Origin of the sequence: Bradyrhizobium centrolobii (genome assembly GCF_001641635.1) — a bacterium.
Taxonomy (GTDB): domain Bacteria; phylum Pseudomonadota; class Alphaproteobacteria; order Rhizobiales; family Xanthobacteraceae; genus Bradyrhizobium; species Bradyrhizobium centrolobii.
Window position 1 is genome coordinate 61,664 of sequence record NZ_LUUB01000080.1, and the last position, 25,386, is coordinate 87,049.

Annotated in this window: 25 protein-coding genes and 1 riboswitch; of the genes, 11 read left to right on the forward strand and 14 right to left on the reverse strand. The window is 64.8% G+C overall.

Features of this window, described 5'->3' with window-relative positions:
- Window positions 1-9: 9 nt before the first annotated feature.
- From lgt to AYJ54_RS29125, 7 genes are all read left to right on the forward strand, one after another.
- Window positions 10-855 carry a prolipoprotein diacylglyceryl transferase gene (gene lgt, locus AYJ54_RS29095; protein WP_063704406.1) on the forward strand — a complete coding sequence of 282 codons (846 nt, stop codon included), beginning with the start codon at window positions 10-12 and terminating at the stop codon, window positions 853-855.
- A 21-nt stretch (window positions 856-876) separates the two neighbouring features.
- Window positions 877-1,995: a class I SAM-dependent methyltransferase gene (locus AYJ54_RS29100; RefSeq protein WP_063704407.1), complete on the forward strand. Its 1,119-nt coding sequence runs from the start codon at window positions 877-879 to the stop codon at window positions 1,993-1,995.
- Window positions 1,992-2,759: a peptidoglycan editing factor PgeF gene (gene pgeF / locus AYJ54_RS29105; RefSeq protein ID WP_063704409.1), complete on the forward strand. Its 768-nt coding sequence runs from the start codon at window positions 1,992-1,994 to the stop codon at window positions 2,757-2,759. Before AYJ54_RS29100 ends, pgeF begins: the two co-directional genes overlap by 4 nt.
- A gap of 192 nt (window positions 2,760-2,951) precedes the next feature.
- A complete protein-coding gene (locus AYJ54_RS29110; RefSeq protein WP_063704411.1) occupies window positions 2,952-3,569 on the forward strand; it encodes a hypothetical protein in 618 nt (205 codons plus the stop codon).
- A gap of 193 nt (window positions 3,570-3,762) precedes the next feature.
- Window positions 3,763-4,716, forward strand: a complete 954-nt coding sequence (locus AYJ54_RS29115) for a ribose-phosphate pyrophosphokinase (protein ID WP_063704859.1) — start codon at window positions 3,763-3,765, stop codon at window positions 4,714-4,716.
- Window positions 4,717-4,993: 277 nt separating this feature from the next.
- Window positions 4,994-6,022, forward strand: coding sequence for a putative zinc-binding metallopeptidase (locus AYJ54_RS29120; protein WP_063704412.1), 1,029 nt, complete (start codon window positions 4,994-4,996; stop codon window positions 6,020-6,022).
- Window positions 6,019-7,053 (forward strand): D-alanine--D-alanine ligase family protein, encoded by a 1,035-nt coding sequence (locus AYJ54_RS29125; protein ID WP_063704414.1) that lies wholly within the window; start codon window positions 6,019-6,021, stop codon window positions 7,051-7,053. The genes AYJ54_RS29120 and AYJ54_RS29125 overlap by 4 nt, the downstream gene beginning before the upstream one ends.
- Before the next feature lie 75 nt (window positions 7,054-7,128).
- Here the strand turns inward: AYJ54_RS29125 and AYJ54_RS29130 are convergent, their stop codons facing one another.
- From AYJ54_RS29130 to AYJ54_RS29170, 9 genes are all read right to left on the reverse strand, one after another.
- Window positions 7,129-7,587 (reverse strand): SRPBCC family protein, encoded by a 459-nt coding sequence (locus AYJ54_RS29130; RefSeq protein WP_063704416.1) that lies wholly within the window; start codon window positions 7,585-7,587, stop codon window positions 7,129-7,131.
- Between the two features lie 9 nt (window positions 7,588-7,596).
- Window positions 7,597-8,436 (reverse strand): XdhC family protein, encoded by an 840-nt coding sequence (locus AYJ54_RS29135; protein WP_063704418.1) that lies wholly within the window; start codon window positions 8,434-8,436, stop codon window positions 7,597-7,599.
- Window positions 8,437-8,447: 11 nt separating this feature from the next.
- Entirely contained in the window at window positions 8,448-9,656 is a 1,209-nt protein-coding gene (locus AYJ54_RS29140; RefSeq protein ID WP_063704420.1) for a vWA domain-containing protein, read from the reverse strand.
- On the reverse strand, window positions 9,653-10,519 hold the full coding sequence (locus AYJ54_RS29145; RefSeq protein WP_063704422.1) for an AAA family ATPase: 867 nt from the start codon (window positions 10,517-10,519) through the stop codon (window positions 9,653-9,655). Before AYJ54_RS29145 ends, AYJ54_RS29140 begins: the two co-directional genes overlap by 4 nt.
- 102 nt (window positions 10,520-10,621) lie before the next feature.
- On the reverse strand, window positions 10,622-13,042 hold the full coding sequence (locus AYJ54_RS29150; protein ID WP_063704424.1) for an aerobic carbon-monoxide dehydrogenase large subunit: 2,421 nt from the start codon (window positions 13,040-13,042) through the stop codon (window positions 10,622-10,624).
- Window positions 13,039-13,539 (reverse strand): (2Fe-2S)-binding protein, encoded by a 501-nt coding sequence (locus tag AYJ54_RS29155; protein ID WP_063704426.1) that lies wholly within the window; start codon window positions 13,537-13,539, stop codon window positions 13,039-13,041. Before AYJ54_RS29155 ends, AYJ54_RS29150 begins: the two co-directional genes overlap by 4 nt.
- A gap of 11 nt (window positions 13,540-13,550) precedes the next feature.
- Window positions 13,551-14,414: an FAD binding domain-containing protein gene (locus AYJ54_RS29160; protein WP_063704861.1), complete on the reverse strand. Its 864-nt coding sequence runs from the start codon at window positions 14,412-14,414 to the stop codon at window positions 13,551-13,553.
- Window positions 14,415-14,782: 368 nt separating this feature from the next.
- The gene (locus AYJ54_RS29165) at window positions 14,783-15,973 is read right to left on the reverse strand and encodes an MHYT domain-containing protein (RefSeq protein WP_063704428.1); all 1,191 of its coding nucleotides are present in this window, start codon (window positions 15,971-15,973) and stop codon (window positions 14,783-14,785) included.
- A gap of 99 nt (window positions 15,974-16,072) precedes the next feature.
- Window positions 16,073-16,660, reverse strand: coding sequence for a 6,7-dimethyl-8-ribityllumazine synthase (locus tag AYJ54_RS29170; protein ID WP_063704430.1), 588 nt, complete (start codon window positions 16,658-16,660; stop codon window positions 16,073-16,075).
- Window positions 16,661-16,736: 76 nt separating this feature from the next.
- Window positions 16,737-16,895: riboswitch (FMN riboswitch) on the reverse strand.
- Between the two features lie 408 nt (window positions 16,896-17,303).
- On the opposite strand from AYJ54_RS29170, the gene AYJ54_RS29175 reads away from it, so the two are divergent.
- Both AYJ54_RS29175 and proC read left to right on the forward strand, forming a co-directional pair.
- Complete coding sequence (locus AYJ54_RS29175) at window positions 17,304-17,804, forward strand: type III secretion system chaperone family protein (protein WP_063704432.1); 501 nt, start codon at window positions 17,304-17,306, stop codon at window positions 17,802-17,804.
- Window positions 17,805-18,048: 244 nt separating this feature from the next.
- On the forward strand, window positions 18,049-18,876 hold the full coding sequence (gene proC / locus AYJ54_RS29180; protein WP_063704433.1) for a pyrroline-5-carboxylate reductase: 828 nt from the start codon (window positions 18,049-18,051) through the stop codon (window positions 18,874-18,876).
- Window positions 18,877-18,991: 115 nt separating this feature from the next.
- Here proC and AYJ54_RS29185 read toward each other — a convergent pair whose 3' ends face one another.
- The 5 genes from AYJ54_RS29185 to AYJ54_RS29205 all read right to left on the reverse strand — a co-directional run bounded on the left by AYJ54_RS29185 (window position 18,992) and on the right by AYJ54_RS29205 (window position 23,839).
- Window positions 18,992-19,387, reverse strand: coding sequence for a thioesterase family protein (locus tag AYJ54_RS29185; protein ID WP_063704435.1), 396 nt, complete (start codon window positions 19,385-19,387; stop codon window positions 18,992-18,994).
- A 218-nt stretch (window positions 19,388-19,605) separates the two neighbouring features.
- Entirely contained in the window at window positions 19,606-19,860 is a 255-nt protein-coding gene (locus tag AYJ54_RS29190; RefSeq protein ID WP_283808716.1) for a tautomerase family protein, read from the reverse strand.
- A 67-nt stretch (window positions 19,861-19,927) separates the two neighbouring features.
- Window positions 19,928-21,508 carry a histidine--tRNA ligase gene (gene hisS, locus AYJ54_RS29195; protein WP_063704437.1) on the reverse strand — a complete coding sequence of 527 codons (1,581 nt, stop codon included), beginning with the start codon at window positions 21,506-21,508 and terminating at the stop codon, window positions 19,928-19,930.
- Window positions 21,509-21,732: 224 nt separating this feature from the next.
- Complete coding sequence (locus tag AYJ54_RS29200) at window positions 21,733-22,623, reverse strand: branched-chain amino acid aminotransferase (RefSeq protein WP_063704438.1); 891 nt, start codon at window positions 22,621-22,623, stop codon at window positions 21,733-21,735.
- A 133-nt stretch (window positions 22,624-22,756) separates the two neighbouring features.
- Window positions 22,757-23,839: a branched-chain amino acid aminotransferase gene (locus AYJ54_RS29205; RefSeq protein ID WP_063704440.1), complete on the reverse strand. Its 1,083-nt coding sequence runs from the start codon at window positions 23,837-23,839 to the stop codon at window positions 22,757-22,759.
- 336 nt (window positions 23,840-24,175) lie between these two features.
- On the opposite strand from AYJ54_RS29205, the gene AYJ54_RS29210 reads away from it, so the two are divergent.
- Both AYJ54_RS29210 and AYJ54_RS29215 read left to right on the forward strand, forming a co-directional pair.
- Window positions 24,176-24,718, forward strand: coding sequence for a MarR family winged helix-turn-helix transcriptional regulator (locus AYJ54_RS29210; protein WP_063704442.1), 543 nt, complete (start codon window positions 24,176-24,178; stop codon window positions 24,716-24,718).
- Window positions 24,715-25,386: response regulator transcription factor (locus AYJ54_RS29215; protein WP_245329161.1), on the forward strand; the 672-nt coding region annotated here is incomplete at its 3' end. The genes AYJ54_RS29210 and AYJ54_RS29215, both read left to right, overlap by 4 nt.

A 25,386-nucleotide genomic window follows, 5' to 3' on the forward strand; every position in this document is an offset into this window, starting at 1 on the left:
GAAGGCGTGATGCCCTTCCTGCTCATCGACTTCCCATCCTTCAATCCGATCGCGGTCGCGATCGGACCGTTCGCCATCCGCTGGTACGCCCTCGCCTATATCGGCGGGATCGTGCTCGGCTGGCTCTATGCGCGCTCGCTGCTGAAGAACGAGAGACTCTGGGGCGGGCCCGCGCCGATCTCGCTGGTCCAGATCGACGACTTCATCCTCTGGGTCACGCTCGGCATCATCCTCGGCGGCCGTACCGGCTATGTGCTGTTCTACAACCTGCCCTTCTTCATCGAGCATCCGACCGCGATCTTCAGATTGTGGGAAGGCGGCATGTCGTTCCACGGCGGCTTCCTCGGATGCGTCATCGCGGCGGTCTGGTTTGCACGCCGCAACCACATCCCCATTCTGTCGCTCGGCGACGTCGCCACCGCGGTCGGGCCGATCGGGCTGTTCCTCGGCCGCATCGCCAATTTCATCAACGGCGAATTGTGGGGCCGCGCCACCGATCCGAGCCTGCCCTGGGCGATGATCTTCCCCAATGACGTGGCGCACCTGCCGCGCCATCCGAGCCAGCTCTATGAAGCCGGCATGGAAGGCATCCTGCTGTTCACCGTGCTCGCGGTGATGATCCGCTTCGGCGCCCTGAAGCGGCCGGGCATGGTCCTCGGCGCCTTCATCCTGATCTACGGCCTGACCCGGATCGCCGGCGAGCAGTTTCGCGAGCCGGACGTCCAGCTCGGCTTCCTGTGGGGCGGGTTAACCATGGGCATGCTGTTGTCGATCCCGATGCTTATTGTCGGCGGCATACTTATTGTATGGGCAGTACGGCGCGGCGCGCCGGGGCCCCTCGAGGCCATTCGTTAATCCATTCCGAGAAAGCAGGCCGTGAGCGACTCGCCGCTGTTGAACGAGATCAAGGCACTCATCAAATCGTCAGGCCCGATGCCGGTCTGGCGCTACATGGAACTGTGCCTGATGCATCCGCGCTACGGCTATTACGTCTCGCGCGATCCGCTCGGGCGCGAGGGCGACTTCACCACCGCGCCCGAGGTCAGCCAGATGTTCGGCGAACTCCTCGGCCTGTGGAGCGCCTCGGTGTGGAAGCAGATGGGCTCGCCACAGGCGCTGCGGCTGATCGAGCTCGGCCCCGGCCGCGGCACCATGATGGCCGACGCGCTGCGGGCGCTGCGGGTGCTGCCGCCGCTCTACCAGGCACTCAACGTCCATATGGTCGAGGTCAACCCGGTGCTGCGCGAGCGGCAGATGGCGACACTGTCCGGCATTCGCAACATCACCTGGCACGACACAATCGATGACGTGCCCGAAGGTCCGTCCATCATCCTTGCCAACGAATATTTCGACGTGCTGCCGATCCACCAGATGGTGAAGCGCGAGGACGGCTGGCACGAGCGCGTAATCGAGATCGACGGCAACGGCAAGCTTCAGTTTGACGCGGCGGCCGAGCCGACGCCGCGCTTCGACGTGCTGCTGCCGCCCCTGGTGCGCGCGGCACCCGTGGGCGCCGTGTTCGAATGGCGCCCTGACTCCGAGATCATGAAGCTGGCAATGCGCGTGCGCGACCAGGACGGCGCGGCGCTGATCATCGATTACGGCCACTTGCGCAGCGACGCCGGCGATACCTTCCAGGCGATCGCGCGCCACACCTTCACCGATCCGTTGAAGGCGCCGGGGCAGGCCGACGTGACCGCCCATGTCGACTTCCAGGCGCTGGCGCGCGCGGCCGAGGACGTCGGCGCCCGCGTGCACGGCCCGGTGACGCAGGGCGATTTCCTCAAGCGCGTCGGCATCGAGACCCGCGCGGCGGCCTTGATGCAGAAGGCCACGCCGGACATCGCCACCGACATTTCGCTGGCGCTCAAGCGCCTGACCGACACCGGTCGCAGCGGCATGGGCTCGATGTTCAAGGTGCTCGGCATCTCCGAGCCACGGCTGACCGGAATTGCAGGCCTCAGCGATCTCGAACAGGCCGGAGAGGCCTCATGACCATTGCTTCGTCGCTGCTGTCCGCGGTGCCCGGCCTGCGCCACGCCTTCTTCACCCGCGAGGGCGGCGTATCGGGCGGCATCTACGCCGCGCTCAATGGCGGGCTCGGCTCCAATGACGATCCGGCCCATGTCGCGGAGAACCGCCGCCGCATGGCCGAGCATGTCGGCGTCGCACCGGAGCGCTTCCTCAGCCTGCACCAGATCCACTCGCCCGATGTTCTCGTCGCCGAAGCACCGTGGCCGAGCGGACCGCGACCGAAGGGCGATGCGCTTGTCACCAGGACGCCAGGCATCGCGCTCGGCGTCTCCACCGCCGATTGCGGGCCGGTGCTGTTCGTCGATCCCAACGCACGCGTCATCGGCGGCGCGCATGCCGGCTGGAAGGGCGCGCTGACCGGCGTGCTGGAATCGACGATATCAGCGATGGAGAAGCTCGGTGCGACACGCGGCGGCATCATCGCCGCGATCGGCCCGCTGATCCGCCAGGAGAGCTACGAAGTCGGCAACGAGTTCGTGGCGCGCTTCATCGAGGCGGATGCAGAGAATGCCATGCTCTTCATTCCATCGGTGCGCGACGGCCACGCGATGTTCGATCTCGCCGGCTACATCCGGAAGCGGCTGGAGGGCGCCGGCATTCTGATGATCGACGATCTCGGTCTCGACACCTATGCCGACGAGCGCTTCTTCAGCTATCGCCGCTCGGTGCATCGCAAGGAGCCGGATTACGGCCGCCACATCCACGCGATCGCGCTGGAAGGGTGAACGCACAGGCAACATCAACAACTGTCATTCCGGGGCGCGCTCAGCGCGAACCCGGAATCCATCGTGCAGCAATTCACGCGGCGAAATGGATTCCGGGCTCGCGCCAAGTGGCGCGCCCCGGAATGACGGTGTGTTTTGTGGCGCCTCCGCCCTAGACGTTAATGGATTTTAACGATATCGCTGCCCTCCATAATGAGGGAAGCGTCATCAATCTTGCGCCGCGCGGGCTCGCGCGTGCTGGCGGTCGTGCTGCTGGCGGCGGCGAGCACGCTTGGCGGCTGCGCCGGCGGCAGTGCGCCGAGCAATTCCTATGCGATGGCGCCGAGCGCCGGCAGCGGGGCGACGGTGGCGTTCGAATCGATCGACGGGCCGCCGCCGCAGGTGTTCGACCGCATGGTCGGGGTGCTCGACAGCGAATCCAAGCTGCGCAGCCTGTCCGTCGTCTCCCGCGAGGGGACGGCCGCCTATCGCGTGCGCAGCTACCTCTCCGCCCAGGTCGTGCGCGGCAAGACCGTAATCGCCTGGGTCTGGGACGTCTATGACGCCAACCAGCAGCGTGCGCTGCGGCTCTCGGGTGAGGAACCGGCCGCCGGCAAGGGCGGGCGCGACCCCTGGTCGGCCGCCGACGATCTGGTCCTGCGGAAGATCGCCCAGGCCGGATTCAGCGGACTTTCCAATATGATCAACGGGGCGCCCCCGGATGCGCCCGAGGCCGCCCCGGGCCTGAGGGGACCGGCCGTGGCGAGCGTAGTGCCGGGCGCAGGCGCGCCGGAGACGCCGGCCGCCGCGCTCGGCTATGCCGAGCGATAACCAGCGCTAAACCACGGCCCCAAGTCCTGGCCAAGCCGTTGGCCCGACTCGGGATTTTCGCTGGGAAAACGTAGCATCCCGGGTTGCCAGCGCGGCCTTGGGCCTGATATTTCCTCGCCCGTCGTAACCGTGCTTCCAGTGGGTATCTGAGATGTTGAACGTCGTATCCAGCAAAGCGCGGGAGGAAGCGTCCATGTCGGCCAAGAACGGCTCAATCAAGCTTGTCGCCGGCAATTCCAATCCGGCTCTCGCCCAGGCGATCGCTCAAGGGCTGGATCTGCCGCTGACCAAAGCGGTGGTACGGCGCTTCGCCGACATGGAGATATTCGTCGAGATCCAGGAGAACGTCCGCGGCTCGGACGCCTTCATCATCCAATCGACCTCGTTCCCGGCGAACGACCATCTGATGGAACTGCTGATCATCACCGACGCGCTGCGCCGCTCCTCGGCGCGCCGCATCACCGCGGTGCTGCCCTATTTCGGCTATGCGCGGCAGGACCGTAAATCGGGTTCGCGCACGCCGATCTCCGCAAAACTCGTCGCCAATTTGATCACGCAGGCCGGCGTCGACCGCGTCATGACGCTCGACCTGCATGCCGGCCAGATCCAGGGCTTCTTCGACATTCCGACCGACAATCTCTACGCGGCGCCGCTGATGGTGCGCGACATCAAGGAGAAGTTCGACCTCTCCAAGGTGATGGTGATCTCGCCCGACGTCGGCGGCGTGGCCCGCGCGCGCGGTCTTGCCAAGCGCATCAACACCCCGCTCGCGATCGTCGACAAGCGGCGCGAGCGTCCCGGCGAGTCCGAGGTCATGAACGTGATCGGCGACGTTGCCGGCTACACCTGCATCCTCGTTGACGACATCGTCGATTCCGGCGGCACGCTGGTGAACGCGGCCGATGCGCTGATCGCAAAGGGCGCCAAGGACGTCTACGCCTACATCACCCATGGCGTGCTTTCCGGCGGCGCGGCCGCCCGCATCGCCTCCTCGAAGCTGAAAGAGCTCGTGATCACCGACTCGATCCTGCCGACGGATGCGGTAAGCAAGGCGCCGAACATCCGCACGCTGCCGATCGCCAGCCTGATCTCGGACGCGATCGCGCGTACCGCCGCGGAGGAGTCGGTGTCGAGCCTGTTCGACTAGCTTCTTCGTCTTTCGAACGTTCGCAGGGTGGGCAAAGGTGCAAGTCGCCGTGCCCACCTTTTCTTTTGCGATGAAGTCGGTGGGCCCGCTTCTGCCTTCGAGCTAAGGCGGACAAGTCGCTTTGCCTGCCCTGCGGTCTGACAACGCGCGTCGGCCGGGTGAAGATTGCCTGGAACCAAAGCGCCCCGCAGCACGCCTCGAAGACTCTGCGGTTGTTGCCGGCTGCGGCCCATGACATCATCCAGATACCGAGCCGTCTCTGCCCTCTGGATGCCTGATGCCACGCCGGAAATTTGCTTGGGAAAAGCTGTCGGATGACCAGTTGCTCAAGCAACGCCTTAGCAGTTTGAGGGTTGCGGTCGAAGGCACCTGGCTCGAGGATTGTGTCAGCACTCTCCACGAAGAGCTCGAAGAGCGGGGCATCCGGCTAAGGCCACACACGTGGATCTCGAGCGAATGGTTTAGTCCGGGAGGCGTGCCCGGCATCGCCATCCCATTCTATCTCGCCCATCCCCGCCTGATGAAGCTCGAGAAGAAGATGATGTTCGACGTCGAGGGCGGAACTTGGCGCGAGTGCATGGCTATCCTCCGTCACGAGGCAGGCCATGCCATGCAGCACGGCTACCAGTTGCAACGCCGCCGGCGCTGGCAACAGCTCTTCGGCCCGTCGTCGAAACACTACCCGCGCTACTATCGGCCCAATCCGGCCAGTAGGCGTTACGTCCAGCATCTTCGGCTCTGGTACGCACAGAGCCACCCGGATGAAGATTTCGCCGAAACCTTCGCGGTGTGGCTGCGGCCGCGTTCGAACTGGCGGACACGATATGCCGGTTGGCCAGCGCTGAAGAAGCTCGAATATGTCGACGAGCTGATGAGCGAGATTGCGGGAAAGCGACCGCTGATCACGACGCGAGAGCATGTCGATCCACTGCGTGATCTCAGCCAAACGCTCGAAGACCACTATAAGAAGAAGCAGGCGTTCTACGCCTTCACGCCACCGAAGACCTACGACCGCGACCTCTCCAGGCTCTTTTCCGCCGATCCACGGCACCGGCGGGCAAACCCGGCTTCGGTCTTGATACGGCGGCATCGCGCCCAGATCAGGCAATTGGTCGCGCGATGGACGGGCGAGAATCAACTTACGCTCGATGCCGTGCTTGACGACATGATCTCCCGCTGCCGTGAACTCGATCTGCGCGCGGTCGGCCCTGAACAGAAGCTCGTCCTCGACTTCACGGTCCTCGTGACCGCCAAGACGATGCACGCGCTGTTTGGCCCGTCTCAGCGCAAATGGATCGCGCTATGAGACGCCTCCGCATTCTGGTGCTCATGCATCCGGACTTCGTGCCTCCGGACTCAACCGACGGATACACCGCGCAGGAAATCAACGCGTGGAAAACAGAATATGATGTGGTGAGTACCTTGCGCGCGGCCGGCCATGAGGTTCGCCCACTCGGCGCGCAGGAGGAAATCAAGCCGGTGCGCGATGAGATCGAAAGCTTCAAGCCGCACGTGGTTTTCACGTTGCTGGAGGAGTTCCACTATAACGTTGCATATGACCAGCACATCGCAAGCTATCTCGAGCTGATGAAAATCCCGTACACCGGGTGCAACCCGCGTGGCCTGATCCTGGCGCGCGGCAAGGACCTGTCCAAGACGTTGGTGCATCATCGCCGGATCGCGGTGCCGGCCTTCGCCGTCTTCCCGATGCGCCGCAAGGTCAAACGGCCAGCGCATCTTGCGCTGCCGCTGATCGTCAAGAGCCTGAACATGGACGGATCCTTTGGCATCTCGCAGGCATCCATCGTCGATTCGGACGAGAAGCTCGCAGAGCGGGTCGCCTTCATCCACGATCGGGTCGAATCCGCCGCCATCGCCGAGCAATTTATCGAAGGGCGAGAGCTTTATGTCGGCGTGCTCGGCAACAATCGGCTGCGTGTTCTGCCAGTTTGGGAATTGAAATTCGGCAGCATGGGCGGGCGCAGGTCACGGCACATCGCCACCGAAAAAGCCAAACACGATCCCGATTATCAGGAGCGCGTCGGAATTGTCGACGGGCCCGCGAAAGACCTGACGCCCGACGTAACCGCTCGCATTCAGCGAGCTGCGAAACGCATCTACCGGGCGCTTGGACTCGATGGTTACGCGCGCATCGACTTTCGTCTCTCCGCCGACGGCACTCCGTATTTCATAGAGGCAAACCCCAATCCCGAAATCGCGAAGAGCCAGGAGTTCGCCACGGCGGCTCAACATGACGGGCTCGCCTATCCGGATCTCCTGCATCGCATCCTGACCCTCGGAATAAGCCGTGCCAAGGCAGGCGTATCTCTGGGCTGAAGGCAAGATGGTCGCGCGTGGCGGTGCGTGCTGATCACCACCAGCGTCGATCTCGACGCCTTGCAGATATACGATCTAAACAGCTTCCACCCTGACGCCAACGACCTCGGCAAAGGATTTGAAGAACTCTCCGGCGAGCTTTGTCGCGGTCGAGTTGATCAGCCGCGCGCCGAGCTGGGCGAGCTTGCTGCCGATCTGCGCGTCGACCTCGTAGTGCAGCACCGTGACGTCAGCGCTTTCGGATTCCAGCCGCACGACAGCGCCGCCCTTGGCAAAGCCGGCAACGCCCCCGGAGCCCTCGCCCGAAATGCGATAGCCGTTGGGCGGATCGAGGTCGGACAGGGTCACCTTGCCGCCAAACGTCGCCTTCACCGGGCCAACCTTGAAGATCACAGTGGCGGTCATCTCGTTCGGGCCGGTCACCTCGAGCGCCTGACAGCCGGGGATGCACTGCTTCAGCACAGCGGGGTCATTCAGCGCCGCCCACACCTGCTCGCGTGACGCGGGGATACGCTGGCTGTCGTTCATCTGCATGATCGGCTCTCACTCTCTCGTTGCTGCCTGATTGGCGGCGCGCTGGCCGCGCCGGCGCTCCCTGGTGATCTCAGCAAGGATCGACATCGCGATCTCCTCCGGTGTGATGGCGCCGAGATCGAGTCCGGCCGGCGCCTTGACGCTATCGATCGCGCCGGCATTCGCGCCTTCCGCAATGAGCCTGGCGCGGAGCGAGGCCATCTTGCGGCGGCTGCCGACGAAGGCATGATAGTCGGCCTTGGTTGCGACGGCAGCGCGCAAGGCGGCTTCATCGCCCTTGCCCTGCGTCGAGACCACGACGAAGCGCTTCGCCTCGTTGAGCTCACCGAGCTGGTAGCCATCAATAATGGTGTCGGCATCTGGCTGAGCGGTGAGATCGGCCGAGCGCGCGGCGAGCGTGACGTGATAGCCGAGCGTGCGCGCCTGCGCCGCCAGCGACAGTGCCACCGGGCTTGCGCCGAGAATGACGAGCGAAGGATGCGGCAGCACCGGCTCGACGAAGATGTCCATGGTGCCCTTGCTCGGGCACATGTTGCTGGCGAAGCGGACGCCGTCGCGGCTGTCCCCCGCCCTCACCCCCAGCTCGGCGAGCAGGTTCTCCGGCTGCACCGAGACCATGCGCGGCTCGCCGTCCGCAAGCGCCTCGCGCGCCGCCTTCAGCACCGCGCCGCGGGCGCAGCCGCCGCCGATCCAGCCCGCAACGATGGTGCCGTCCGCTGCGATGATCGCCTTCGCGCCGGCCTTGGCCGCGGTGACCGAGACCGTACGCACCACGGTCGCGAGGACGAAGGCGCGCTCGGCCGCCTTCATCTGCGCCACGAGATCCAGCACTTCGACGTGAGCGGTCATCGGTGCCTCCTCTAGAGCTTCACCAGATAGGGTTCGAGCGCGCGCAGGCTTTGCAGCGTGTTGGCGGGCGCATAGAGATCGACATGCGGCAGCGCCGCCTTGATGCCCCGCGCCTCCGGCGCATAGCCCTCCCAGGCCATCATCGGGTTGAGCCAGACGATGCGCCGGCAGCGCCGCGACAGCGCGGCCATTTCGCGTCCGAGCAAAGCGGCGTCGCCGGTCTCGTAGCCATCGGACACGATCATCACACAGCTGCGCGAGTGGATCACGCGCGCCGCGTGCCAGCGGTTGAAGGTTTGCAGGCTTTCGCCGATCCGTGTGCCACCGCCTGCGCCCTGCGCCATGATCGAGAGGCGATCGAGCGCACGGCCGGCGTCCTTCTCCTTCATCGCGTCGGAGACGTAGGCCAGCCGTGTGTGGAACAGGAACGCCTCGGCCTCGCGGAATTCGTCGAGGACGCCGTGGATGAAGCGCAGGAACACGGAGGTATACATGCTCATCGAGCCGGAGGCGTCGAGCAGCACGATGAGCCGCAGCGGCTTGTCCTTGCGCTGCCGTTTCACCAGGCTGATCGGCACGCCGCCATGACTGATGTTGCGATGGATGGTGCGCCTGAGGTCGAGACGATAGCCGCGCCGGCGCGCCAGATCACGCCGGGTCAGCCGCGTACGCATCACCCTTGCGAGCTGCGCGGCGGCGTCGTGGGCCTGCGCGACCTGATCGGGATCGCTGAGCTTTCTGAAATCGACCTCGGCGAGATTCTCCGCACGCGAGGCGCCCTCCATGCGGCCCTCGCCGGAGCGCCCCTCCGGCGCATCGTCAGAGGATGGAAGCTGGTCGGCGACAGACTGGCTACCGCCCAGCTCAGCCGTCTTGTCCTGCAAGCTCTTCAGCGACGGGTTGCTGGCGCCGGGCGCTGAGCCGATGGTGCGGGAGCGCGACCGCACGCGCTTGCCGAGCCAGAATGCATCGAACAACCCGTCGAACTTGTCCCAATCCGACTTGCGTGCGGAGAAGAGATGCTTGAACGCCGCGCGCAAGAGGTTCGGCCGTGCCGCATAGCCGGTCGACATCAGCGTCGCCGCATCCTGCCCTTCGGCGAGTCCGATCCGGAAGCCGGCATCGCGCAAGCTGCGCAGGAAGGCGGCGAGCCTTGCGGAAACGAGGTGAGACACCTCATTGAGATCGTCGTAACCGGGGCTGGAGCCACAGCAGCTCATGCGACCCTCCCGAGCAGGCGCTGCGTCACCTGCGGCGTGACGCGCGCGCGGTCCTCCTGCGTCTTCAAAAGGCAGATCAGGGTCTCGTGCACGGTCTCGGGCGCATCATGGAGATCGCGGATGTCCAGGCCGACCAGCGCCGCCGCCCAATCCAGCGTCTCCGCTACGCCCGGGACCTTGCGCAACTCCTCCTTGCGGACACTTTCGACCATGCGCGCGATCTGGAGCGCGAGTGATGGGCTCGCACCGGCGATGCGCGCCAGGATGATGCGGGCCTCGCGATCGACATCGGGATAGTCGACGTAGTGATAGAGGCAGCGACGGCGCAGCGCATCGGAGAGCTCGCGCGTGCCGTTCGAGGTCAGCACGACATGCGGAATGGTGATCGCCGGAATGGTGCCGAGCTCGGGGATCGAGACCTGGAAATCGGACAACAGCTCCAGCAGGAATGCCTCGAACTCGTCATCGGCGCGGTCGATCTCGTCGATCAGCAGCACCGGCGCCTGCGCGCGACGGATCGCGGCGAGCAGCGGCCGCTCCAGCAGATACTTCTCCGAGAAGATCTGGTCCTCGATGCTGTCCGTGCCGCGATGCGCCTGGATCGCCAGCAACTGGCGCTGGTAATTCCATTCGTAGATCGCGGAGGACTGGTCGAGGCCCTCATAGCATTGCAGCCGGATCAGCTCGGTCGCATGCACCTTGGCAAGCGCCTTCGCCACCTCCGTCTTACCGACGCCCGCCTCGCCTTCCAGCAGCAGCGGACGCCGCAACAGCTGCATCAGCGAGATCGCCGTCGCCAGATCCGCATCGGCGATGTAACCCGATCCGGCCAGCGCTTGGGCGATCTCGTCGCGGCCTTTCATCTCAGTATTCCTCCGTCATTGCGAGCGAAGCGAAGCAATCCAGAAATGCCCCGCGGAGAAAGTCTGGATTGCTTCGTCGCCTCGCTCCTCGCAATGACGACATTACGCGACCGCTCCGAGATCCTTCGCCGCCTTCCAGTTGCGCCAGTAGTCGTGCGGCATCTGGATGTGCGTCGCGCCCAGGAACGAGAACGCATCGTTGACGGCATTGGAGAAGGCCGGCACGCCGCCGACATTGGGGCTTTCGCCGACGCCCTTGGCGCCGATCGGATGATGCGGCGACGGCGTGACGGTGAAGTCGGTCTCCCAATGCGGCGTCTCGACCGCGGTCGGCATGAAGAAGTCCATGAACGAACCGGTGACGACGTTGCCGGTTTCGTCGTAGCGGATCTCCTGGCCCATCGCGATGGCGAAGGCTTCGGTCAGGCCGCCATGCACCTGGCCCTCGATGATCATCGGGTTGATGCGGGTGCCGCAATCGTCGAGCGCATAGAAGCGCCGGACCTTGTACACGCCGGTATCGACGTCGATGTCCATGACGCAGAGATAGGCGCCGAACGGATAGGTCATGTTGGGCGGATCGTAGTAGCTGACCGCTTCCAGCCCCGGCTCCATGCCCGGCGGCACCGCGTTGTACGCCGCCCAGCAGATATCCTTCATCGACATGAACTTCTCCGGCAGGCCCTTCACACGGAAACCATCGATGTCCCATTCGAGATCGTCCTCGTGGACCTCGAGCTTGTAGGCCGCGATCATCTGCGCCTTGGCCTTGATCTTTCGCGCCGCCATGGCGATCGCGGCGCCCGCGACCGGTGTCGAGCGCGAGCCGTAGGTGCCGAGCCCGTACGGCGCGGTGTCGGTGTTGCCCTCCTCGACCTGGATGTTGTCGGCGGGAATGCCGATCTCGGTCGCGATGATCTGCGCCCAGGTGGTCTCGTGGCCCTGGCCCTGGCTCTTGGTGCCCATCCGCGCGATCCCCGCACCGGTCGGATGCATGCGGATCTCGCAGGAATCGAACATCGCGATGCCGAGGATGTCGCAGTTCTTCGACGGACCAGCGCCGACGATCTCGGTGAAGAAGGAGACCCCTAACCCCATGATCTCGCGGGTTTCCCCCCGCGCGAACGCAGCGCGCTTCTCCGCCTGCTCTTTCCGGAGCGCGGCGTAGCCGGTGGTCTCCATCATCTTGCGCATGGCGGTGTGGTAGTCGCCGGAATCGTATTCCCAGCCCAAGGCCGAGTGGTACGGGAACTGCTCCGGCTTGATGAAGTTCTTCAGCCGCAGCTCCGCCGGATCCATGTTGAGCTTTTGCGCCAAAATATCCATGGCGCGCTCGATGCAATAGGCCGCCTCCGTGACGCGAAACGAGCAACGGTAGGCGACACCGCCCGGCGCCTTGTTCGTATAGACGCCATCCACCGCCAGATGCGCGGTCGGGAAGTCGTAGGAACCCGTGACGATGTTGAAGAAGCCGGCCGGCCATTTCGACGGGTCGGCACAGGCGTCGAACGCGCCGTGATCGGCGAGCACGTGGACGCGAAGACCCGTGACCTTGCCCTCCTTGGTCGCGGCGATCTCCGTCGTCATGTGGTAGTCGCGCGCGAACGAGGTCGCGGTGAGGTTCTCGATGCGATCCTCGACCCATTTCACCGGCTTGCCGGTGACTATGGAGGCCACGGCCGCGCAGATGTAGCCGGGATAGGCGCCGACCTTGTTGCCGAAACCGCCGCCGATGTCGGGCGCGATGACGTGGATCTTCTGCTCCGGCAGCTTTGCGATCAGCGATACCACGGTGCGGATCACATGCGGGGCTTGGAACGTGCCCCAGATCGTGAGCTCACCCTTGATCTTGTCGAAGGAGCAGACGCACTGGCAGGTTTCCAGCGGCGACGGATGGGTGCGGTGATAGGAGATCATCTCCTTGATCGTCACCTCGGCCTTTTTAAACGCTGCGTCGGTCAGCTCCTTGTCACCGACCGTCCACTCGAAGATGTGGTTGTGGTGCTTGCGCGGACCATGCGCGCCCGTGGTCTTGCCGGCGAGGTCCTCGCGCAGCACCGGAGCGTCGGCATCCATCGACTTGAACGGATCGACCAGCGGCGGCAGCGGCTCGTACTCGACCACCACCTTGTTGATGCCGTCGTCGGCAGCATAGCGGTCGGTCGCGACGACGAAGGCCACTTCCTGGTTCTGGAACAGCACCTTGCCATCGGCCAAGACCATCTGGACGTCGCCGGCGAGCGTCGGCATCCAGGCGAGGTTGACCGTCTTCAGCGTCTCGGCGGTGATGACCGCGAGCACGCCGGGGACTTTCAGCGCCTCGCTGTCGTCGATCTTCTTGACGCGCGCATGCGGATGCGGCGAGCGGACGAAGTCGCCGTGCAGCATGCCCGGCAGCTTGACGTCGTCGACGTAGTTGCCCTTGCCTTGGGTGAAGCGGATGTCCTCGACGCGCTTGCGCTTGCAGCCCATGCCTTCGAGCACGGCTTCGCGTTGTTCCCGCGTGGGAGTCATGTCGTTCATTCTGCGGCCTCCCGGAATTCCACGCCGTTGATCTTGGCGGCGGCGTACTGGATTGCTTTGACGATGTTCTGGTAGCCGGTGCAGCGGCAAATGTTGCCGGAGATGCCCATCCGGATCTCCTGCTCGCCCGGCGAGGGATTTTCTTTGAGCAGCCGGTGCGCGCGCATGATCATGCCGGGCGTGCAGAAGCCGCATTGCAGGCCATGCATCATGCGGAAGCCTTCCTGCAGGGCCGACAGCGTGCCGTCGGCGTTGGCCATGCCTTCGATCGTCGTGATATCGCTTCCCTGAGCCTGGACTGCGAACATCGTGCAGGACTTCACCGACATGCCATCGATGTCGACGGTGCAGGCGCCGCAATGGGTGGTCTCGCAGCCGATATGGGTGCCGGTCATCCCGAGATTCTCGCGGATGAAATGCACCAGCAGCGTGCGCGGCTCGACGAGGCCTTCGACCTCGGCGCCGTTCACCTTCATGGTCACATGTGTTTTTGCCATCGATCCCTCCCTCATTTCGCCCTGGCGGCGGCGCGCTGCAGCGCGCGCGTCACCATGATGCCGCCGACGTGCTTGCGGTATTCGATCGGCCCGCGGGCATCCGCGGCCGGCGACATGATCGCCTCCGCCGCCTCGGCCGCCTTCTTCATCGTCGCGGCATCGAGGCTGGTGCCGATCACGGCGTTGGCCGCGTCAGTTGCGAGCAGCGGCGTCTCGTGGACATTGGTGAGCCCGATCGTGCAGGTCGCGACCTTGCCGCCTGCCATGGTCAGCACGACCGCGGCGGCGGCCGTGGCGTAGTCGCCGACCTTGCGCTTGAGCTTTTCATAGGCGTAGCCGTGGCCGGCCGCGGGCACTGGGACCAAGACGGAGGTCAGGATCTCGCCGGGCTCGAGCGCGGTGAAATAGGCGCCCTGGTAGAAGTCGGCAGCGGCCACATCGCGGACACCGCCGGGGCCTTCGAGGCGATAGGCCACGCCCAGCGTCATCATCAGCGCCGGCATGTCGTTGCCGGGATCGCCATTGGCGACATTGCCGCCAATCGTGCCGCGGTAGCGCACCTGCGGATCGGCGATGAGCAGCGCTGCCTCGTGCAGGATCGGCACCGACTTGCCGACCTCGTCGGAGGCCAGGAGATCGTGCTGGGTGGTCATCGCACCGATGACGAGATTGTTGCCGTCGCGGCGGATGCCCTTCAGGGCGGCAATGCCGTGCAGGTCGACCAGATGGGCGGGGGTCGCGAGCCGAAGCTTCATCATCGGCACCAGACTGTGCCCGCCGGCCAGCGGCCGTGCATCCTCGCCGAGGTCTGACAAGAGTTTGACGGCATCGGCGACGCTCGCCGGCCGGTGATAGCTGAATGAGCCCGGGATCATCATCTCCTCCCAATCGTCTCTGGCGCTGACGGCGCGGACGTTGGCGGGACGGTCTCTCCGGGCGGAGTTGACCGCAATCATTGGGGCACAAGCGCGGGGTTTTTGCACGAATTGCGGCGAGACACGCACGAATTGCGTCAAGGTCGGCGACGTATGGAGGCAAACTCTGAAACCTCTCCCGCTTGCGGGGGAGGCATAGGCCGCCTTCGGCGGCCGTCCTCTAAGGGACGCCGAGGCGAAGCCTCGGCTATGGCGAAGCGCCGGGTGGGGGCTCTATCCACATTGGGAGTATCGATTGCGGCGACACCCCCACCCCAGCCCTCCCCCGCAAGCGGGAGAGGGAGCGCACCTACAAATGCGGTTGAAGTCTACGCGTGCCGCCGATTGGCCAGTCCCAGACGCGCCTTCACCTCGGCGATCTTGGCCCGGCTGACTGGCACGCGGTGCGGCGACGGACCATCGAGTTCGAGGACGGCGCCGTCGCCCTCTTTCCGGACCAGCGCGACGTGGGGGATCGCGACGATATGGCTGCGGTGCACCCGCAGGAACAGCGAGGGATCGAGCTGCGCCTCGGCCTCCGAGATCGACCACGGACACATCCGCTCGCGCGTGCCGTCATGGACCCGCGTGTAATGCGCATCCGCGCGGACGCTGCGCACATTGGCCGTGTCGATGAAATGCGTGCCGTCGGCTCCTTCGACCGGCAGGCGCGGCGCCGGCCTACGGGGCGGCTGACCGAGACCACCGAGCGGCGTCACCGGTCGCGGCGATGTGACCATGGCAACCGGCTCGGCAGCGGCCGGGGGTGCAACTGGATCAGCGGTGACGGACACCTGCGCCTGCCGCCGCGGATCCGGTACCAGGGACAACAGAAAGCCGGCCGCGATCACGAAGCACAGTACGGCAACGACGATCGACAAGATTTGCTGCGATGCGGCAAGGCTGCCGCCGAGATGGCGGTGTGCCTCGCCCGTTAGCGGCACGAAGTGCATGCCGAGCATCGCGGTGTAGTGCATGCCGGAGACCGCAATGCCGAAGGCGATCGAACTCACGATCAGGCGAAAACCTTCCTGCTGCGCCAGGAAGGCGCGCAGGCCGCCATAGGCGGTGACAACCGCAACCAGGATCGACAGCAGCACCATCGACCAATCGTGCACGATGCCGAAGGACCCGGCGAGGCCGTGGATTCCGACATAATGCATGCTGGCGACACCGACGCCGAGCAAAACGGCGGACGATGCCACCCGCTTCAGTGAAGGCTCGCCGATCGAGACGAAGAACAGGGAAATGCCGACCACCAGTGCGCAGATCAGGAACGAGATGATGGTGGGCAGGACGAGGTAGACGGTGTCGGGCGGCAGAGGCGCGGCCAGCATGCCGACGAAATGCATGGTCCAGATGCCGACGGCCAGAAATGCCGCCGCACCCGCGAGCAGCACGCGGTTGCTGACGCCGGGCGTGTTGCGGATACGAGCCGCAAGCGCAAAGCCGGTATAGCCACCCAGGCTCGCGACCGCCACAGAGAGCGCGACGAGATAGGGATCGTGTCCTTCGAACATGATCTTGTCGGCCGCCCCGTCTCCACGGAGCGTCCTCCTCCCGCCGCCGACTTTATAGGGACGGCGGCGGGATTGACAATCAGCGGCGTGTGAGGGTGTCTAGCCTACAATCCCCGCCGCGACCTGGCCGCGCAGGCGCTCGAGTCCGAGCAGCGTGTTGGCGCAGGCTTCCGCAACTTCGACACCCTTGATCGCGAAGTGCCTGCGGAAGAAGTCGTAGTGCACCTCGGTCTCGTGGAATTGCTGCGGCGTCAGCACTGCGGAGAATACCGGCACCTCGGTGCGCAACTGCACGTCCATCAGCGCCTTGATCACGGTGTCGGCGACGAACTCGTGGCGGTAGATGCCGCCATCGACGACGAGGCCGGCCGCGACGATCGCGGTGTAGCGCCGCGTCTTGGCGAGGATCTGCGCATGCAGCGGAATCTCGAACGAGCCGGGCACCTCGAAGACGTCGACATGATTGAGGTGGCGCGCCTCCGCCTCCTTCAGGAAGGCGATGCGGGCCTCCTCGACCACCTCGCGGTGCCAGCAGGCCTGCACGAAGGCCACGCGTTGCGGTTTTGCAAAACGTGGATGTTCTGGTGCCGGCGGCGGATCCACTGGAACCGGCGGCGGCTGTGTTTGGGTTTGGGACGTTTCGGCTTTGGAAGTTTGAACTTGGGGGTCTTGCAACATCTGATTCATGGCTTTCCTCAGTTAAGGACCAGAATCAGGGCATACGGAACGACAAACAGCCGCATCTAGCGATGCGTCTGCCACCGACCGTTCTCTTTCATCCGGACTTTGACCGTCGGCTTCGGAGTTGCACCGAATCTGCTGACCCTTCCCTTCAGAAAAATCCTTGGGGAAGGCGCTCGCGGGCTTAGGCCTTTCGGCCCTTACCGCCGGTGGGGACTTTCACCCCGCCCTGAGAACATCGGCCGCCCGGGATGAGCGACCTGGACGGAAATATGACGCCGACGAGCTGCCACAGCAAGCGCGTTCCGCATGGGGAAACCGCATGGTCCCATGCCGCCATGGCGGCCCGTGCCTCGCGGGGCGGAATTAACGAATGCACCTTTCGGGAATCCGATTCCGATTTGTTCTTTTCGTTAAGAATTGTGGCCGAGATGAGCTGTGGACGAATGAGTCCGAGGTTGTGGACGGACTCGGGACCCAGTTGCGCAGATTCCGCAAATCACATCACTTGATCCGCGAAAGGCCCGCGCTGATCCGAGGGATCGCAAGAGCGACTCCGAGGGGATCGCCGTTACGACGTTGAGGGAGCGCGCGCCGGGCCAACCGCGTGCGTATCAAAGACAACAAGAAGGCAAGAGGTCGAGACGGCATGTCCCTGCTCGAAGGTGCTATCGATTCCCGAAACCACCCGCTCGCGGTGGTCGAGGACATTGCCGCCAGCAACAACTGGCCGTTCGAACGTTCCGGCGAGGACGAACTCACCATCGTCTCCAAGGGACAGTGGACCGACTATCAGCTCTCCTTCACCTGGATGGGCGACATCGAGGCGCTGCATCTTGCGTGCGCGTTCGACATGAAGATTCCGGTCGCGCGCCGTGCGGAGGTCCAGCGGCTCGTCGCCGCCGTCAACGAGCAATTGTGGATCGGGCATTTCGATCTGTGGACCAACACCGGCATGATCATGCATCGCCAGGCGCTGGTGCTGCCGGGCGGCCTGACCGCCTCGACCGCGCAATGCGAGGCCATGCTCGCCGGCGCCATCCACGCCTGCGAGCGCTACTTCCCCGCGTTCCAGTTCGTGGTGTGGGCCGGCAAGACCACGACCGAAGCGATGGACGCGGCGATGTTCGATACGGTGGGAGAGGCGTAAGGCCCGCTGCCTGTCCAACGCGGTGAGGGTAAGAGAGCCGCGGCTCTCCTCATCGTCGTCCCGGACAAGCGCAGCGAAGCGAAGCGCCGATCCGGGACCCATACGCGTGATTTCGCCGTATTGCGCGATGCTTGTTGCTTTGCCTTCGATCCACTAGAACCAGTCGTGGTACGCGACGAGCGCAAGCGCTCGCGCGGGGGTCCCGGCCTTCGCCGGGACGACAGCGGATTTTGTGGCAACAGCGATGGCCGATAGCAGCACTCTTCAAAACATCACCGGCACCATCCTCCTTGCCGGCGCCGGCAAGATGGGCGGGGCGATGCTGAGCGGATGGCTGGCGGGCGGACTCGATCCGCGCCGGGTCGCGGTGATCGATCCGCACCTCTCGCCCGAGATCAGCGCGCTCGCGGCAAAGGGCGTTGCGCTCAATCCCGATGTGAAAGCGGCCGGCACGGTCGAGACGCTGGTCGTCGCGGTGAAGCCGCAGTTGTTTCGCGAGGCCGGCGCCAAGCTGAAGCCGCTCGTCTCGGACAAGACGTCGGTGGTGTCGATCATGGCGGGAACCACGATCGCATCGCTCCAGGAAGTCTGCGGCGGCGCCGTGGTGCGCGCGATGCCGAACACCCCGGCCGCAATCGGCCGCGGCATCACGGTCGCGGTCGCAGCGAAGAACGTCAGCGCCGGGCAGCGCGCGGTGGCCGATGCGCTGCTGCGCGCCACCGGCTCGGTGGAATGGGTCGACGACGAAGGCCTGATGGATGCGGTGACCGCCGTCTCCGGTTCGGGTCCGGCCTATGTCTTCCTTCTCGCTGAAGAACTCGCGCGCGCCGGTGTGGAGGCGGGGTTGCCCGAGGCGCTCGCGATCAAGCTTGCGCGCGAAACGGTCGCCGGCTCCGGTGAGCTTCTCCACCAATCGGAGCTTGCCGCAAGCACGCTGCGCCAGAACGTCACCTCGCCCGGCGGCACCACCGCCGCCGCCCTCGGCGTGCTGATGGGTGAGCCCGGCCTGCGCGATCTGATGATCCGCGCGATCGCCGCTGCGACGAAGCGCTCGCAGGAGCTGGCGAAGTAACGACAGTGCGGTAGGGTGGGTTAGCGAAGCGTAACCCACCTCTTTGGTTTCCGCTGGGAGAGACCTTGGTGGGTTACGCCTTCGGCTAACCCACCTTACGGTTTCGTGTCCGCCGCTACGTCGCGCCCAACCGCTTGTTGAACAGCTCGACATTGACGAGACCGCGGGCGTGGCGGCCCTCGCCGAGCTTGCGCGTGCCCTCGAACGCCTCGACCTCGAAACGGATGATGCGGCGCTCGACGGCGACCACCTTCGCAGTGGTCCGCACTGTCGCGCCGACGAGGGCTGCTGCAAGATGGCGGATGTCGACCTCGGTGCCGACCGTGACCCAGCCCGGCTGAAGCGCAGAGCGGATCGCATCGCCCGAGGTCATCTCCATCTCCAGGATCATCATCGGCGTCGCATAGACCATCGGCATGCCCGGAACGAAATGCCCGACCGTGCGCTCCACTGGGACCACCAGGCTGCGCTCGGCGCTCATGCCGACAGTAATGAAGTCGCGTGCGTCCATGCTGCCTCACACACAGTGTCGTCCCGGACAAGCCAAGCGCAGATCCGGGACCTCCGCGCGAGCGCTCGCGCTCGTCGCGATAACCACAGGGCATGGTTTGGCGAAGACTCGGGGCTATCAGCTCGCGCCCACAACCGCTCCCTGGGGTTGGGTCCCGGCTTTCGCCGGGACGACGGCTGTGATTGCTTCTGCAGCTGGGCTTATTGCTGCAGCCGAAACTATTTCTTCGCCGCGGCGGCGCGCTCCACAAAAGTCTTGCCGCCCTTCATCTTGTGGCGAAGCGGAGCTTCGTTGATCTGGATGACGACGGCATCGGCATCGACGCCGAGATTCTTCACCAGCGCTTGCGTAATGTCGCGCATCATGCCGGCCTTCTGTTCGTCGGTGCGGCCTTCGGCCATGCTGATGGTGATCTCAGGCATCGTCTTCTCCCTGCTGCTCTCGCGATGACCAGGCACACCCCGGCCATTCATGATCGTGCACATCAAACAGGACGTAGATGCCCGGGACAAGCCCGGGCATGACGATCCCACCGAATGGCTAGCCCCAGCTCACGTCATGGCGCGCCAGCACTTCGCGCACTTTTGTGACGAGGTCGGCCTCGCTGCATGAGAACTGCGCCGGGCGGCTCTCGCGCCATTCCTGGTTGGAGGCGATGGCAGCGGCCGCTTTCGCGCCCTCGATCAGATCCTTGATCTGGACCTCGCCGCGCGCCTTTTCATCAGAACCCTGGATGATCACGCAGGGCGCATTGCGGCGATCGGCATATTTGAGCTGGTTGCCCATGTTCTTGGGATTGCCGAGATAGAGCTCGGCGCGGATACCGGCGGCCCGCAAGGTCGCGACCATCTTCTGATAGTCGGCGACGCGGTCGCGATCGAACACGGTGACGACCACGGGACCGAATTCAGGCCGCGTGTCGAGTTTGCCGAGCAGCGTCAGCGCAGCCTGGAGCCGCGACACGCCGATGGAGAAACCGGTCGCCGGCACCGGCTCGCCGCGGAAGCGAGAGACCAAACCGTCGTAGCGCCCGCCACCGCCAACCGAGCCGAAGCGCACCGGGCGACCCTTCTCGTCCTTGGTGTCGAGCAGCAGTTCAACTTCATAGACGGGGCCGGTGTAGTATTCGAGGCCACGCACGACGGAGGGATCGATCTTGATGCGATCGGGACCATAGCCCGCGGCGCTAACCAGCTCTGCTATATCCTTCAGTTCATTCAGTCCTTGCCGCGCCAATTCGTTGTGACCAAATCGATCCAACAGCACCCTCAGCATATCGGACTGCGCGTAGGACAGTGGCATGGCATCGCCCGCCGCAAGTGCACCGCCGTTCACCTGCGCACTCTCGGGAGGGGCACTCGTCGTAGCGGAGACAAAGACGAAGTCGACAATTCCTTGGATCTGCGACGAATCCAGTCCCGCGCCCTTCGTGAAATCGCCGCTTTCATCTTTGCGGCCTTCACCCAACAACTCTCGTACACCCGGCAAACCCAACCGATCGAGCTTATCGACGGCGCGCAGGACTGTGAGCCGGCGACCGGCGTTCTCGTTCCCACCGAGCCCGATGCTCTCCATCACGCCATCGAGCACCTTGCGGTTGTTCACCTTCACCACATACTGGCCGCGCGCGATCCCGAGCGCCTCCATCGTATCGGCGGCCATCATGCAGATCTCGGCATCGGCGGCCGGCGTCGCCGAGCCCACCGTATCCGCGTCGAACTGCATGAACTGGCGGAAGCGGCCCGGGCCGGGCTTTTCGTTGCGGAAGACGTAGCCGGCGCGGTAACTGCGATAGGGCTTTGGCAGCGTGTCGAAATTCTCGGCGACGTAGCGCGCGAGCGGCGCGGTGAGGTCGTAGCGCAAGGAAATCCACTGCTCGTCATCATCCTGGAACGAGAACACGCCCTCATTCGGACGGTCCTGGTCGGGCAGGAACTTGCCGAGCGCATCGGTGAATTCCATCGCTGGCGTTTCCACGGGCTCGAACCCGTAGAGCTCGTAGACGGCGCGGATCTTCTCGACCATCTGGCGCGTCGCCCGGATCGCGGCGGGATCGCGATCCTCGAGCCCGCGCGGCAGGCGCGCCTTCAGTTTCTGGGGTTTTTTGGATTTCTCGGCCATGCGCGGCGTTTACCAGCCGACGCGCGGTGCGGCAACCGCTGCCTTTCACCCTCTCCGCTTGTGGGAGAGGGTGGCTTCGCAGCAGGCGAAGCCTGGTGAGGGGTCTCTCTCCGCGGAGACAGACCCTGATCCGGCGCCGTAGCCGAAGCTTTGCTTCGGCATTCGCTCAGGAACGGCGGCCGAAGGCCGCCTATGCCACCTTCTCCCACAAGGGGATTCTTCCCTTACGCCGCCGCCTGCTTGCCCTTGGGCTGCACTTCCGCGGCGTAGTCCCGCATCAACTGTTCGGAGATCGCGCCCGGCGTGAACTTCCACGCGGCGATCTCGGAGACCGGGGTGACCTCGGCGGCGGAGCCGGTGATGAAGCACTCGGTGAATCCGTCGAGCTCCTTCGGCATGATCCGCCGCTCGACCACCTCGATGCCGCGGCGCTTGGCCAGCTCGATCACGGCTGCGCGCGTGATGCCGGGCAGGAAACAGTCTGCGATAGGCGTGTGCAGCTTGCCGTCGCGCACGAAGAAGATGTTGGCGCCGGTGCATTCGGCCACCCGGCCCTCCCAGTCCAGCATCATCGCATCCGCGTAGCCCTTCCGTTCGGCCTTGTGCTTGGAGATCGTGCAGATCATGTAGAGGCCGCTCGCCTTGGCGAGCGCGGGGATCGTGCGCGGATCGGGGCGGCGATACTCCGCAAGATCGATGCGGATGCCTTTCAGCCTCTCGGCCGGATCGAAATAGCTCGGCCAGGTCCAGGCCGCGATGGCCAGATGGATGGTGTTGTCCGGCGCCGAGACGCCCATCATCTCCGAGCCGCGCCAGGCGATCGGGCGGAGATAGGCGTTCGGCAGGCCGTTGCTGTTGATCACGAGCTGTTTTGCTGCATCGATCTCGGCGACCGAATAGGGAATCTCGAAATCGAGGATGTTGGCCGAGGCCTTCAGCCGCGCGGAATGCGCGGTGCTCTTGAACACCCGCCCGCCATAGGCGCGCTCGCCCTCGAACACGCAGCTTGCATAATGCAGGCCATGGGTCAGCACATGCACATTGGCCTCCTTCCACGGCACGAGCTTGCCGTCGAACCAGATGACGCCGTCGATGTTGTCGAATGAAACTCCCATGGCTCTCTCCCGGTGCTGTTGAATTTTCCGCGCACGCGGCCGCGCGCGCGTCTCGGCGAGACGCGTGCCGTCCGTGCTTCAATCAGGAAATCTTAGTCAGTCGCAGGAGCGGCGGCGTAATGCCGCCGCCCGGCTACACGACCGTCTTGATCCAGTTATGCGGATCGTTGGTCCGGCCGTACTGGATGTCGACGAGCTGCTTGCGCAGCCCCATGGCGACCGGGCCGGCCGCGCCGCCATTGATGACGAAATCGCCGCTCACCGAGCGCACCTTGCCGATCGGCGAGATCACGGCCGCCGTTCCGCAGGCGAAGGCCTCCTTCAGCTTGCCGCTCGCGGCATCCTTGCGCCACTGGTCGATCGTGTAGGGCTCCTCGCGCACCGGCGTGCCGGCATCCTTGGCCAGCGCAATGATCGAGTCGCGGGTGATGCCCGGCAGGATCGTGCCAAGCGGCGGCGTGAGCAGCGAGCCGTCCTCGAACACGAAGAAGACGTTCATGCCGCCGAGCTCCTCGATGTAGCGGCGCTCGACCGCATCGAGGAAGACGACCTGGTCGCAGCCGTGCGTGATGGCCTCGGCCTGCGCGCGCAGGCTCGCGGCGTAATTGCCGCCGCATTTGACGGCGCCGGTGCCGCCGACCGCGGCACGTGTGTAGTTCTCCGACACCCAGATCGACACCGGCGCAGGGCCGCCCTTGAAATAGGAGCCGACCGGCGAGGCGATGACCGCGAAGATGTATTCGGCGGACGGCTTCACGCCGAGGAAGGTCTCACTCGCGATCATGAAGGGCCGCAAATAGAGGCTGCCCTCGCCGCCCGGTATCCACGCGCGGTCGATGCGCACGACCTGCTCGATCGCTTCGATGAAGACGTCTTCGGGCAGCGGCGCCATGGCCATGCGTTCGGCCGAGGCCTTGAAGCGCCGCGCATTGGCGTCTGGACGGAACAGGTTCACGCCGCCATCGTCGCGCCTGTAGGCCTTGAGGCCCTCAAAGATCTCCTGCGCGTAGTGCAGAACCGCACCGGCGGGATCGAGCTGGAAATTGGTGCGCGCCTCGACGCGCGCGTCATGCCAGCCGCCCTTGGCCTGGTTGTAGCGGACGATCGCCATGTGATCGGTGAAGACCCGCCCGAAGCCGGGGTCCACGAGCTTGGCCACGCGGTCCTTCTCGGAAGTCGGATTTGCGGCGGGCTGGATCTCGAATTTCATGCTCATTTCCTTGCCTCCCGCTGTCGGAATCGGCGCGATTTATGGCGCCGGCCTGCCTCTATACGGGCCTGCTGGCTTACTTGGGTTCGGGCTGGAACACCGCCAGCCTTGTTACGGCCGGTTTCCGTGGCCAGCATGCCGCGGAGGACATGCTTTTGCGGAAGGCGGAAGTCCAGTATGTTTTGCCGAAATGCCGCTCGACAATCGCACGGTAGATCTGATCGGCCGTCGCCACCTGTCCGGCTATTCCCGGCCGACTTGGACGATGCCACCCGGCGCGAAACGACCTAATATTTCGTGCTGGCTGATCGTTTTGTAACATTGAACCCAAGATACGTCAATATGCCTGACATAAATTTCATGACATCCTCTCATGACACGACCGAGCCCAGGCCGGCGGCGTCCGATGGAGGCAATTTGCGCTGGGATATCATCGAGCTCCTGTTCTTCGCCTATCGCGATTTCGTTGGCGATCCCGACCAGGAACTGGAGGCGTTCGGCTTCGGCCGGGCCCATCACCGCGTCATGCACTTCGTCTATCGCTATCCCGGCCTGAAGGTCGCCGACCTGCTCGACGTCCTGCGCATCACCAAGCAGTCGCTTGGGCGTGTGCTCAAGCAGCTTCTGGACGAGGGCTACATCGTGCAGAAGACCGGCGACAACGACCGACGCCAACGCCTGCTCTACGCGACGCCCAAGGGCGAGGCGCTGGTGCAGAAGCTCGCAGGACTGCAGACCACGCGGATCACCAAGGCTCTCGCCGAGATGGGTCCGCAGGATGCGGAGACCGTCAAGCGCTTCCTGCGCGCGATGATCGACCGCGACGATCCGGACAAGGTGCTCGAGACGATCTTCGCTTCCGTCAATCAAGACGCAAAGGAGTGAACGTGCCGCTCGCTGCCACCCTCGCCCGCCCGCCGGCACAGCCTGCCGACGATGCTCCGCATCTCCTGCTGGTCGACGACGACCGCCGCATCCGCGATCTGTTGTCGCGCTTTCTCGCCGGCGAAGGCTATCGCGTCACCACCGCGGCGAGCGCCAGCGATGCGCGCTCGAAGCTTCTGGGGCTGCATTTCGATCTCTTGATCCTCGACGTCATGATGCCCGGCGAGACCGGTTTCGACCTCGCCCGCTTCATCCGCCAGTCCTCCTCGGTGCCGATCGTGATGCTGACGGCGCGGCACGGGGCGGAAGCCCGCATCGAAGGTCTTCAGATCGGCGCCGATGACTACGTGGCCAAACCGTTCGAGCCGCGCGAGCTCGCGCTGCGCATCAACAACATCCTCAAGCGCGCCGCGCCTCCGCCGCAGGCCGCGACGCTAGAGAAGATCGCGTTCGGTCCTTACGTCTTCCACCTCGATCGCGGTGAATTGCGCCAGGGCGAGGAAGTCATTCACCTGACCGACCGTGAGCGGGAGATGCTGCGGATCCTCTCGGTAACGCCCGGCGAAACCGTGCCGCGCAGCGCGCTCACCGGCGATGGCAGCGTGAACGAGCGCGCCGTCGACGTGCAGATCAACCGCCTGCGGCGCAAGATCGAGATCGACCCCGCC